The following is an 11,413-nucleotide window of genomic DNA, read 5'->3' as shown; positions in this document are numbered from 1 at the left end:
TGACGCTCCCGTGGAACAGGTCCGGCCGACGGGGCGCGCACGCATGCCGTCGTCCCGTGCGCTGTTGTACGCGGCCTGCGCCCTCGTCCTGGCCTATGCGTGCGGGATCGTCGCGCGGCCGGAGGGTGTGGTCTGGGACCGGTTCCTCGATGCCATCCTGCGGAACGCCGTCTACCTGCCGACCGCCCTGGCCTGCTGGCAGGCTGCCCGGCGGGTGCCCCACGAGCGGCTCGCCTGGCGGGCGCTCACCGTCTCCCTGGTGCTCAACGCGATCGCCAACGCCGGCCGCACCCTCGTCGCAGGACCGGATGCGGTCGGCTCACTTCCGCTGCTGGCCGTGGATGCACTCGCACTCGGCGCCTACCTGATGCTCTGGGTCACCCTGGTCGGCCTGGTCCGCGCCCGTGTCCCCCGCTTCCATCCGAGCATGTGGCTGGACGGCCTGATCGGCGCACTCGGGACGACGGCGGTGGGCCTGGCCTTCCTGCTCGGTCCCTATCTGACGCCCGACGACGGGCGGGAGCCCGTGCCGCTCGTCCAACTCGCCCTGCCGACCACCGACGTCCTGCTGCTGGCCCTGCTGTTCGCGATCGGCTCGATCCTCGGCCTCCGGCTGGATCGCACCGCGCTGTTGCTGACGGCGGCCCTCGGGTGCGTCATGGTCGGCGACGTCATCCTCTTCTCGGTCAGTGTGCGGAGCACCTATGTCGACGGCGGGCCACTCGAGCTGACCTGGCTGACCGGCGTCGTGCTGGTCGCCCTCGCCGCGCACCTGGCCCGGCCACGGCCGGCGCCCCGCGACGACCTGGAGGGCACCCGGGCCCGGCTGGGCTGGCGGCTGCTGGCCCTGCCCTTGGCCGCGAACGTGGCGAGCCTGGTGGTCCTCGCCGTGGGCTGGGGCGACTCCATGCCGCCCGCCGCCGCCTGGCTGGCCATCGGCTGCGCGCTGGCCACGATGGCCCGCACGGCGATCACCTTCCGCGAGGTGCGCGCGTTCAACGAGGTCAGCGAGCAGGCCCGTACCGACGAGCTCACCGGCCTGGCCAACCGCCGGGCGCTGCTGGAGAAGGCCGAGCGCGTCCTCGCGTCCGCCACGGCACGTGCTCCCGCCGCCCTGCTCCTCCTCGACCTCGACGGGTTCAAGGAGGTCAACGACAGCCTGGGGCACACCGCCGGCGACCAGTTGCTGCGCCAGATCGGGCCGCGGCTGCTGCCCGCGCTGCGCCCCGGTGAGGTGCTGGCCCGGTTGGGTGGCGACGAGTTCGCCGTCCTGCTGCCCGAGGCGTCCCTGGACGAGGCGCAGGACCGCGCCGAGCGGCTCCGCAAGCTGATCCTGCAGCCGTTCCCGGTGGAGGACATCCGGCTGCACGTCGGCGTCAGCATCGGCGTCGCGACCGCACCCGTCCCGGCGGCGACCGTGCAGGAGATGCTGCGCTGCGCGGACGTCGCCATGTACGCGGCCAAGGCCGCCCGCGAGGGCGTGCACGTCTACGTCCCCGATCCGCACGGCGGCAGCGGCGACCGGCTGCGCACCATGGAGGAACTCCGGACGGCGTTGCAGGACGGCGAGCTCCTCGTCCACCTGCAGCCGCAGATCGACCTCGCCGATGGGCGGCCGGTCGGTGTCGAGGCACTCGTGCGCTGGGAGCACCCGACCCGCGGACTGCTCTTCCCCGGTGACCTGCTGCCGGCGGCGGAGCAGGCAGGTCTGCTGCGCCCGCTCACGGACACCGTCCTCGAGCTGGCGCTGACCGCGGCGGCCCGCTGGTGGCCGGCCGATCCGGTGCCGGTGTCGGTCAACCTCGCCGCCGCCAACGTCAACGACCTGGACCTGCCCAGCAAGGTGCTCGCCGCCCTCGGCCGGCACGGCCTGCCCCGGCCGCGCTCACCCTGGAGCTGGTCGAGGACACCCTCATGGCCGATCCCGAGCGCGGGCGGCAGGTGCTGGCCGAGCTGCGGCACCTCGGCGTCCGGACGTCGATCGACGACTACGGCACCGGCTACAGCTCCCTGGCCTACCTGCGCCACCTGCCCGCCGACGAGCTGAAGCTCGACCGGAGTCTGACCGCGGACGTCGGCGACGACCCACGCGCCGCGGCCATCGTGGAGCACACCGCGGCCCTGGCGCACGCGCTCGGCCTGCGGCTGGTCGCCGAGGGCGTGGAGGACGACGCCACCGGCGAGACGCTGCGGCGGCTCGGGTGCGACATCGCCCAGGGCTACGCCATCGCCCGCCCCATGCCCGTCGCGGACTTCCTCCGTTGGCTGGAGGGCCCTCGGACCCCGGGGCGCCCCAGGGCGGTGGCGACCGGCGCCTCCGGGAGCCCCGCGCCCCACCCCTGAGGGTGAGGTCCCGTCCCGAAGCGGTCCTGCCCATCCGCTTCGCAGCCGATGGAGGTGGCGTGCAACCGAATGCGACGTCGAACCGTCGATCGAGCGCGTCCGGGCTGGCGCTGACAGTGACCGTCGTCGGCCTGGGTCTGTTCGTCACGGGCGTGGGGCCCCGTCCCGCCGGCGCCATCTGGGCGAGCGTCTACGACCTGGGTCTCTACAACGTCGTCTACGCCGGTGCAGCTCTCGTCTGCCTGCTCGCAGCCCGACGACCAGGGCCCGACCGGCTGGCGTGGGTCTCGCTCACGATCGCCATCCTGCTCGGCGTCGTGGGCAACCTCGTCTACACGCTGGTGGTCGCGCGGCTGGACGAGGAGCCCTTCCCTCGATCGCCGACCTCTTCTACCTCGGCTACTACCTGCCGCTGTACGTCGCCCTGATCGCCCTGATCCGCGCCAGGGTGTCGCGCTTCCACGCGAGCATGTGGCTGGACGGCGTGGTCGGGGCGCTGGGTGCCGGCGCCGTGTCCGTCGCTGTGATGCTCGGACCGGCGCTGGAGTTGACCGAGGGCGACCTGGCCGCCGTGATGACGAGCCTGGCCTACCCGATCGCCGACGTCGTCCTGCTCGCCCTCCTCGTGGCGGTGGGTGCCATCCTCGGCGTCCGGAGTGACCGCATCCTGCTGTTGCTCGCAGCCGCCATCGTCGCCAACCTGGTCGGCGACATCGTGTTCCTCGACCTGGCCACCCAGGGGATCTACGTCGAGGGCGGCCCGCTCGACCTCACCTGGCTCGTCGCCGTCACGCTCATGGCGGCCGCCGCACACACCGGCCGGCGCCACGCCCGCCCCCGCCGCCAGGAGGCGCAGACCACCCGCGTCGGCTGGCGGGTGCTGGCGGTCCCGCTGGCCTGCAACGTCGCCAGCCTGATCGTGCTGGGCTTCGACGCGGGCAGCCGCTTCAACCCCGCCGCCGCGTGGCTCGCCGTCGGCTGCGTCCTCGCGGCCCTGGCGCGGGTGGCGATCACCTTCGGGAGGTCCGCGCCTTCAACGAGGTCAGGGAGCAGGCACGCACCGACGAGCTGACCGGCCTGCCCAACCGCCGGGCGCTCTTCGAGCAGGCGACGACGGTGCTCTCGACCGCCACGGCCGCCCGTCCGGCAGCCCTGCTCCTGCTCGACCTCGACGGTTTCAAGGAGGTCAACGACAGCCTCGGCCACCATGCCGGCGACCACCTCCTGCGCCAGATCGGACCTCGGCTGCAGCCTGCGCTGCGCAGCACGGACCTGCTCGCCCGCCTGGGCGGCGACGAGTTCGCCGTCCTGCTGCCCGAGGTCGCGCTCGACGAGGCCGAGTCGCTCGCCGGGAGGCTCCGGGAACTCATCCTGCAGCCGGTGACGGTCGAGGGCATCCGGCTGCACGTGGGGGTGAGCATCGGTGTCGCGAGCGCTCCGGTGCCGGCCGCGACGGTCGAGGAACTGCTGCGCTGCGCGGACGTCGCCATGTACTCGGCGAAGTCGAGCCGCGCCGGCGTGCAGGTCTACGTCCCCGATCCCCGCGGCGGCGCGGGTGACCGGCTGCGGATCATGGCTGATCTGCGGACCGCGCTGGACCGTGACGACCAGCTCGAGGTGCACCTGCAGCCCCAGGTCGCGCTACCCGGCGGAGAGGTCGTCGGCGCCGAGGCCCTCATCCGTTGGCAGCATCCGGGCAGAGGACTTCTCTCCCCGGCTGAGCTGCTGCCGGCCGCCGAGCAGGCCGGCCTGCTGCGTCCCCTCGCCGACGTGGTGCTCGAGCTCTCCCTGACCGCGGCGGCGGGCTGGTGGCCGGAACGCGAGGTCCCGGTGTCCGTCAACCTGTCGGCCGCGAACGTCACCGACCTGGACCTGCCGGGAAAGGTCGCGCAGGCGCTGCTCCGCCACGGCCTGCCGGCACGCGCGCTCACGCTCGAGCTCGTCGAGGACACGCTCATGACCGATCCGGAGCGCGGTCGCCAAGTCCTCGGGGAGCTGCGCCGGCTCGGCGTTCGAACCTCGATCGACGACTACGGGACCGGTTACAGCTCGCTGGCCTACCTGCGGAACCTGCCCGCCGACGAGCTCAAGCTCGACCGCAGTCTCACCCACGACGTCGGGACCGACCCGCGGGCCGCGATGATCGTCCGGCACACCGTCGCGCTCGCCCACGACCTGGGAATCTCCCTCGTCGCGGAAGGCGTGGAGGATGACGAGACGGCTGAGGTGCTCACCGCCCTCGGCTGCGACGTCGCCCAGGGTTATGCGATCGCCCGCCCCATGCCGGTCGCCGACTTCATGTCCTGGCTGCGAGCCCCGCGCCCGGTGCTCGGCCGATAGCGGTCCTCAGACGAGAACGGCGTCGCGCCGGGTTGGCCGCGGGGTCTGCGCGAGGCTGGTGAGCTTCAGCCACCGCGGCAGGGCCCGGCACGCCTGGGGCTCCCCGTGCAGCACGAGGTCACCCGACCGCAGCGCCGTCGCCCAGTCGACGTCCCCGCGCCAGAGGCGGGTGAGGGCCAGCAGGTCGGCCTCCACGGTCACGCGCGGCGGGAACCCCGGGTCGACGTCGCACAGGTCCACGCCCTCGTCGGTGACCACGATCCACCAGCGTCGTGCCGCGGCGAGGCGGGGAAGACGAACGCGATCGCGGTGCGTCCGTCCGGCACCGCCTCGAGGTCGACGTTGCGGTGCATGTCCCACAGCAGCAGGTGCGGATCGAGGTCGGCGTCCCCGAGCTCCGGGATCCACCGCACGCCCCAGCGACCCAGGGCCTCGACGATCGGCTCGAGCTCCCGGCCGGCCTCGGTCAGCTGGTAGCTGATCCGGTTCCCGTCCTCCCACCGCTCGACGACGCCGGCGCGGACCAGCGTCTGCAGCCGCTTCGACAGCAGCGCGGGCGACATCCTCGGCACCCCGCGGCGCAGCGCGTTGAAGTGCCGGCTGCCCAGCATCAACTCCCGGACGACGAGCAGCGTCCAGCGTTCGTCCAGCAGCTCCATGGCCTTGGCCACGGGACAGAACTGCCCGTACTGCGAGGGCATGGCGGCTCCTCCGGCGATCGGCGTCCGTTCTCGAACGGTAGGGCCACCCCGGGCGGCCCGGTAGTGGTACAGACGCAGTACCGGCCCGCTACAGATACGGCACTGGAGCGAGGGGTCACGCGGCGACAACCTCGGGGGCGTCCCTACTCCTCCTCCGTCCTGGAGCCCCCGATGACCCTCACCGCCCCGAGCCCCTCCCCGACGCGCCGACCCTGGCCGACACCGCCCCCAAGGTGCTGTCGCTGATCGCCGGGTACGTCGGGCACCGCACCGTCGCCATCGGCCTGCGGACCGGTCTGGTCGCGACGCTCGCCGACCGCCCCGGCGCCGACGCCGACGACCTGGCCGACGCCTGCGGCCTCGATCTCTTCTACGTCTCGGTGTGGTGCCGCGCCGCGGTGGGTGCCGGGATCGCCGACCGCGCCGGAAACGGCTTCCGCCTGGTGCCGCACGTTGCCACGCTGCTGCTGGACACCTCGTCGCCGGCGTACGTCGGCGGCGTCTTCGGCGTCCTGGAGGCGCCCGAGGTGTTCGGCCGCTTCGAGGAGGCCTTCGCCACCGGTGAGCGGATGTGGTGGGACGACACCAGCCCCGCGTGGATCGCCGCGGTGTCCGGGACCGGGACGCCGTTCTACACGCGGCTGGTGCCGGGCGGGCTGGAGCGCGTCCCGGGCGTCGCCGATGCGCTCACGGCCGGCTGCCGCGTCGTCGACACCGCCTGCGGTGCGGGCATCGGCGTCGTGCGGCTGGCCACGACCTACCCGCGGGCGACGGTCGTGGGGGTGGACGGGGACGCCCACTCGGTCGAGCGGGCCCGCGAGCGGGTGTCCGGCGCCGGTCTCGCCGACCGGGTGGAGCTGGTCCACAGCGCCCTCGAGGACATGCACATCGACGTCCCGGCGCGGGTCGTGATCAACAACATCTCGATGCACGAGTGCCGCGACATCGACCGCGTCACCGACAACGTGATGGCCGCCCTCGAACCGGGTGGCTGGTTCGTGATCTCCGACTTCCCGTTCCCCGACACCGACGAGGGCCTGCGCACCGTACCCGGCCGCATCATGAGCGGGATCCAGTTCTTCGAGGCGCAGATCGACGACCAGCTGCTCCCGCGCGCGGCCTACGACGACCTGCTGACCCGCCACGGCTTCATCGAACTCGGAAGCGCGCAGCTCACCCCGATGCACGCCCTCACCTGGGGCCGGCGACCGTAGCCGCGCGGCGGTGGCGCCTCAGCGGAGCTGGGGCGCCACCTCACCGGCCACCAGGTCCAGGTGGTCGAGGTCGGACAGGTCGAGCACCTGCAGGTACACCCGCTCGGCTCCGGCCTCGGCGTAGCGGCCGAGGACGTCCACCGCCTCGGCCGGCGTGCCGGCGACACCGTGCTCGCGCAGCTCGTCCACCTCGCGCCCGATCGCCGCGGCGCGACGGGCGAGCTCGGCCTCGTCCTTCCCCACGCACAGCACCAGGGCCGAGCTGTACACCATGGACGCCGGGTCACGACCGGCCTGCTCGCACGCTTCCCGGACCCCGGCGAAGAGCCGGGCGTTGTCGTCGGCGGGCATGAACGGCACGTTGAACTCGCTGGCGTAGCGCGCGGCCAGCCGCGGCGTCCGCTTCCTGCCCTTGCCGCCGACGAGGATCGGGATGCCGTCCTCCTGGACGGGCTTCGGCAGGGCCGGCGACTCCGTCAGTCGGTAGTGCTGCCCGTCGAAGTCGAAGGTCTCCCCGGCCGGGGTGCTCCACAGCCCGGTGACGACGGCGAGCTGCTCCTCGTACCGGTCGAAGCGTTCGCCCAGCGACGGGAACGGGATCCCGTACGCGGTGTGCTCCTCCTCGTACCAGCCCGACCCGAGGCCGAGCTCCACGCGCCCGCCGCTCATCCGGTCGACCTGCGCGACCGAGATGGCCAACGGCCCGGGGAGCCGGAAGGTGCCCGCCGTCATGAGGGTGCCCAGCCGGATGCGGCTGGTCTCCCGCGCGAGCCCGGCGAGGGTGACCCAGGCGTCGGTCGGCCCGGGCAGTCCGTCCCCGCCCATGGTCAGGTAGTGGTCGGACCGGAAGAAGGCGTCGAAGCCCGTCTCCTCGGTGCGTCGGGCGACGGCCAGCAGGTCGTCGTACGTCGCGCCCATCTGGGGCTCGGTGAAGATCCGCAGCAGCACACCGCGACGCTAACCACACCGGGCCCGACCCGCTGCCCGGGCCCTCCGGGGTGTGTTCTCGGGCCGGACCGGGCAGGATGATCGCCAGACGATCAACTCGGAGGTGCAGCTCGTGTTCCGCAAGAAGACGCGTGGTCAGGTCATCGGCGCCGAGCTTCAGGAGGGCTTCGCCCACATCGGGGTGGCGGCCACCGAGGCCGGGCGCCTCGCTGCCGAGCAGCTGGGGCCGCGCGTCGCCGCGGCCCGTGAGGCTGCCGGCCCGGCTCTCGACGCCGCCCAGAAGGCTGCCGCCGTCACGGTGGCACCGAAGGTCGCTGCCGCCGTGGCTGCCGCCGCGCCGGCCGTGGCCTCCGCCCGCGACACGCTCGCGCCCCGCGTGGACGCCGCGCGTGAGGCGCTCGCTCCCCGCGTGGAGGCCGCCCGGGGCGCCGCCGCCCCTCGCGTCGCTGCCGCGCAGGCTGCGGCAGCGAAGGCGGCCGCCGACCTGGGCCCCCGCGTGGAGGCGGCTCAGAAGGCGGCACAGAAGGCGCTGCACGACGACGTCGTCCCGCGCCTCGAGGCCGCCCAGGTGGCCGCGCTCGCCTACGCCACGCCGCGCGTGGCCGCCGCTCGGGGCGCCATGACGCCGGCGCTCGAGAGCGCCCGCGAGACGTTGGCCGCGGGCGTGGACAGTGCGCGCAGCGAACTCGACGCCCGCCGGGCGGAACTGGCGGCCACGGCGGAGAAGTCGACGCGCAGAGCTCGGAAGGCGGCGAAGCGGGCCCGCAAGACGGCGGGCAAGAAGCGTCGCGAGTTCGAGAAGTCGGCCGCTGCGACCGCGAAGACGGTCCGGCTCAAGGCCGGCGTCGAGAAGGAGCCGCGGCGGTGGCCGTGGGTGTTCCTGGCCTTCGCGCTGGGTACCGCGGCGTTCGTCCTCTTGCGCCGCAAGAAGGACGACGCCTGGACCCCGGCCCCCGCGGGCGACGGTCCGGTGCCCAGCTACCGAGAGGACCCCGTGCCCACCTCCGACAGCACCTCCGGAAAGACCGTGTCCACGGCGTCGACGACGAGCGACTCCGCACCGGCGGAGTCCGACATGGGCGTGCGCGACGCACAGCTCGCCGACGGCGACGGCCCCGACGACGCCACGGTCAACGGCTCCGACGCCCCCGAGCCGTTCAGCTCCGGTGGCGGCGCCGACGAGGGACCGACCGCAGGACCGGCCGACAAGCAGGTCTGAGCGCCTCATCACATCCGACGCCCCCGTTCCTCCGAGGAACGGGGGCGTCGTGCGTCCGGGAGTACCGTGGAGATCATGAGTGAGCCGGCTGTTCCGACGACCTCGACGGGATCCACGATCGAGCCGGCCGGCCGCAAACTCCTCCGCCTCGAGGTGCGCAACAGCCGGGTGCCGATCGAGCGGAAGCCGGAGTGGATCAAGACCCGGCTGAAGACCGGCCCGGAGTACACCGAGCTGAAGTCGCTGGTCCGCCGCGAGGGTCTGCACACCGTCTGCGAAGAGGCCGGCTGCCCCAACATCTACGAGTGCTGGGAGGACCGCGAGGCCACCTTCCTCATCGGCGGTGACCAGTGCACGCGGCGGTGCGACTTCTGCCAGATCGACACCGGCAAGCCCGCCGACTTCGACGCCGACGAGCCGCGCCGCGTCGCCGAGAGCGTCGCCACCATGGGGCTGAGGTACGCCACGATCACCGGCGTCGCCCGCGACGACCTGCCCGACGGCGGGGCCTGGCTCTACGCCGAGACCGTCCGGCAGATCCACGCCCAGCTCCCCGGCTGCGGCGTCGAGCTGCTCATCCCCGACTTCAACGCCGACCCTGCCCAGCTCGCCGAGGTCTTCTCCTCCCGCCCGGAGGTGCTGGCGCACAACGTGGAGACCGTCCCCCGGATCTTCAAGCGCATCCGGCCAGGTTTCCGGTTCGACCGCTCGCTCTCGGTCATCACCGCGGCGCGCGAGGCCGGCCTGGTCACCAAGTCCAACCTGATCCTGGGCATGGGTGAGGAGCCGCACGAGGTCGTGGAGACCATGCAGGCGCTGCACGACGCCGGGTGCGACCTCCTGACGATCACCCAGTACCTGCGCCCCTCGCCGCGCCACCACCCCGTGGTGCGCTGGGTGAAGCCCGACGAGTTCGTCCAGTTCCAGAAGGACGCCGAGGGGATCGGCTTCCCGGGCGTCCTCGCCGGTCCCCTGGTGCGCAGCTCCTACCGCGCCGGCCGGCTCTACCAGCAGGCCGTGGAGGCCCGCGGCCTCACCCACCAGGGCTGACTCGGGCCGTTCACGTCGGTGCGTGCGGGGTCAGCGGCCAGACCGGCCCTATCCTGGTGCCATGGCACGCAGCAAGCCCACAGACGCGACCGCTCCGAGCGGCAAGGCCGGCCGCGGTCCGAAGGACGGTGGGCGCGGGCGCAGCTCCGGGTCCACGGCCGTCGGCGCCGAGCCGGTCAAGCTGAACCGGAGGGGCAAGCCGAAGAAGCAGCGGCTGAAGAAGCTCGGCGGCCAGGCCCGCATGATCAAGCAGGCCTACACGCTGACGCGCAAGAACGACCCCAAGCTGCCGTGGATCATGCTGATCTGGTTCGTGGCGGTCGCCGCCGTCATCGAGCTGGTCGGCATCCTGTTCAACTCCCCGTTCCTGTTCCTGCCGCTGGCCCTCATCAGCGGTGCGCTGGCGGCGCTGATCGTGTTCGGCCGGCGCGCGCAGGGCTCGGCCTACCGCCAGGTCGAGGGGCAGCCCGGCGCCGCCGCCTGGGTGCTCGAGGGCATGCGCGGTGACTGGCGGGTCACCTCCGGGGTCGCCGGCAGCCAGCAGATGGACGCCGTCCACCGCGTCCTCGGCCGTCCCGGCGTGATCCTGGTCGCCGAAGGAGTGCCGGCGCGGGTCCGCGGACTGCTCGCCCAGGAGAAGAAGAAGGTCGCCCGGGTCGTGGGCGACGCCCCGATCTACGACATCGTCGTCGGCGACGACGAGGGGCAGATCCCGCTGCGCAAGCTCAGCACGCACGTGATGAAGCTTCCCCGCAACCTGAGCGCCGCCGAGGTCAACGCCCTGGGCCGGCGCATGAGCGCCCTGGGTGGTGCCCGCATGCCGGTGCCCGGCGGTCCCTTCCCGGCGGGCGGCAGATGTCGATCAGCCAGCGCCAGGTGCGCCGCCGCTCCTGAGCTCCCGCTCGCGTCGCCCCGTCGCCCCGTCGCCCCGTCGCCCGCCTGACGATCAGGTGACCTGATCGTTCAGGGTCCTCCCCCACCGTCGACCGCGAGGGAGGACACCCGATGACCAGGTCACCTGATCATCGGGGCGCGCGGCTCAACCCTTGACGACGGCGGTATCGGTGAGCCTGTCGTGCATGCCACGGCCGTCGGCGTCGACGACGAGCGCCGGGACCAGCAGGCACAACAAGGCGGTGCGGACGACGGCACGCCACGGAGCCAGCCGCTCCCTCGGCCGCGGATGCGCCAGCCGCAGGCCGAGCAGCCGCATGCCCGGGGTCTGCCCGAAGGCCACCAGAGTGACGACGGTGAGCCCGGCGAAGGCCACCAGCGCCCAGTTGCCCGGCAGATCCGGCGCGGTGAAGAGCCCCGCGACCAGTGCGGAACCGAGCGCGTCGACGAGGAAGGCGCCGATCCGGCTACCGAAGGTCGCGAGCGCTCCGGGTCCGCCGGCGGGCAGCCCCAGGGAGGCGCCGCGGACGCGGTCCTGAGAGGGTGGCTGCACGTCATTCACCATGCAGCCAGCGTAGAACCAGGCTCGGGCAGTGCCCGGGGGCCACGGGAACGTTGCCGGCGACACGCCGGACAGCGTTGTTACGCCTCCGAAACACTCGGGACACCGGGGGCAACCCCCGCTCGTAGCGTGCGGTTCGGTA

Annotated in this window: 11 protein-coding genes and 1 pseudogene; 8 read left to right on the top strand and 4 right to left on the bottom strand. The window is 73.2% G+C overall.

Annotation, left to right across the window (positions count from 1 at the left end; genetic code table 11):
- Nucleotides 1–43: 43 nt before the first annotated feature.
- From U6N30_RS10600 to U6N30_RS10580, 4 genes and pseudogenes are all read left to right on the top strand, one after another.
- A pseudogene (locus tag U6N30_RS10600) lies at nucleotides 44–2,343 on the top strand (putative bifunctional diguanylate cyclase/phosphodiesterase).
- Nucleotides 2,344–2,459: 116 nt separating this feature from the next.
- Complete coding sequence (locus tag U6N30_RS10590; RefSeq protein WP_324277272.1) at nucleotides 2,460–2,771, top strand: hypothetical protein; 312 nt, start codon at nucleotides 2,460–2,462, stop codon at nucleotides 2,769–2,771.
- A 20-nt stretch (nucleotides 2,772–2,791) separates the two neighbouring features.
- Nucleotides 2,792–3,415 (top strand): hypothetical protein, encoded by a 624-nt coding sequence (locus U6N30_RS10585; RefSeq protein ID WP_324277271.1) that lies wholly within the window; start codon nucleotides 2,792–2,794, stop codon nucleotides 3,413–3,415.
- Complete coding sequence (locus U6N30_RS10580; protein ID WP_324277270.1) at nucleotides 3,307–4,683, top strand: putative bifunctional diguanylate cyclase/phosphodiesterase; 1,377 nt, start codon at nucleotides 3,307–3,309, stop codon at nucleotides 4,681–4,683. The genes U6N30_RS10585 and U6N30_RS10580 overlap by 109 nt, the downstream gene beginning before the upstream one ends.
- 6 nt (nucleotides 4,684–4,689) lie before the next feature.
- On the opposite strand, the gene U6N30_RS10575 is transcribed toward U6N30_RS10580, so the two are convergent.
- Both U6N30_RS10575 and U6N30_RS10570 read right to left on the bottom strand, forming a co-directional pair.
- Complete coding sequence (locus U6N30_RS10575) at nucleotides 4,690–4,884, bottom strand: hypothetical protein (protein ID WP_324277269.1); 195 nt, start codon at nucleotides 4,882–4,884, stop codon at nucleotides 4,690–4,692.
- Nucleotides 4,881–5,384, bottom strand: coding sequence for a winged helix-turn-helix transcriptional regulator (locus U6N30_RS10570; RefSeq protein WP_324277268.1), 504 nt, complete (start codon nucleotides 5,382–5,384; stop codon nucleotides 4,881–4,883). The genes U6N30_RS10575 and U6N30_RS10570 overlap by 4 nt, the downstream gene beginning before the upstream one ends.
- 233 nt (nucleotides 5,385–5,617) lie before the next feature.
- Between U6N30_RS10570 and U6N30_RS10565 the strand changes: the two genes are divergently transcribed.
- Nucleotides 5,618–6,598 carry a class I SAM-dependent methyltransferase gene (locus U6N30_RS10565; protein WP_324277267.1) on the top strand — a complete coding sequence of 327 codons (981 nt, stop codon included), beginning with the start codon at nucleotides 5,618–5,620 and terminating at the stop codon, nucleotides 6,596–6,598.
- Between the two features lie 18 nt (nucleotides 6,599–6,616).
- Here the strand turns inward: U6N30_RS10565 and U6N30_RS10560 are convergent, their stop codons facing one another.
- Entirely contained in the window at nucleotides 6,617–7,546 is a 930-nt protein-coding gene (locus tag U6N30_RS10560; protein WP_324277266.1) for an LLM class F420-dependent oxidoreductase, read from the bottom strand.
- Between the two features lie 103 nt (nucleotides 7,547–7,649).
- On the opposite strand from U6N30_RS10560, the gene U6N30_RS10555 reads away from it, so the two are divergent.
- From U6N30_RS10555 to U6N30_RS10545, 3 genes are all read left to right on the top strand, one after another.
- On the top strand, nucleotides 7,650–8,765 hold the full coding sequence (locus U6N30_RS10555) for a hypothetical protein (protein ID WP_324277265.1): 1,116 nt from the start codon (nucleotides 7,650–7,652) through the stop codon (nucleotides 8,763–8,765).
- Nucleotides 8,766–8,840: 75 nt separating this feature from the next.
- A complete protein-coding gene (gene lipA / locus U6N30_RS10550) occupies nucleotides 8,841–9,815 on the top strand; it encodes a lipoyl synthase (RefSeq protein ID WP_324277264.1) in 975 nt (324 codons plus the stop codon).
- A 61-nt stretch (nucleotides 9,816–9,876) separates the two neighbouring features.
- Nucleotides 9,877–10,758 carry a DUF4191 domain-containing protein gene (locus U6N30_RS10545; protein ID WP_324277263.1) on the top strand — a complete coding sequence of 294 codons (882 nt, stop codon included), beginning with the start codon at nucleotides 9,877–9,879 and terminating at the stop codon, nucleotides 10,756–10,758.
- 96 nt (nucleotides 10,759–10,854) lie between these two features.
- On the opposite strand, the gene U6N30_RS10540 is transcribed toward U6N30_RS10545, so the two are convergent.
- Nucleotides 10,855–11,274, bottom strand: coding sequence for an RDD family protein (locus U6N30_RS10540; protein WP_324277262.1), 420 nt, complete (start codon nucleotides 11,272–11,274; stop codon nucleotides 10,855–10,857).
- Nucleotides 11,275–11,413 lie beyond the last annotated feature (139 nt).

The organism is Blastococcus brunescens (genome assembly GCF_035320885.1).
Taxonomy (GTDB): domain Bacteria; phylum Actinomycetota; class Actinomycetes; order Mycobacteriales; family Geodermatophilaceae; genus Blastococcus_B; species Blastococcus_B brunescens.
The sequence above is the reverse complement of the archived record's forward strand: the minus strand, read 5'-3'. Positions and strand labels throughout refer to the sequence as shown.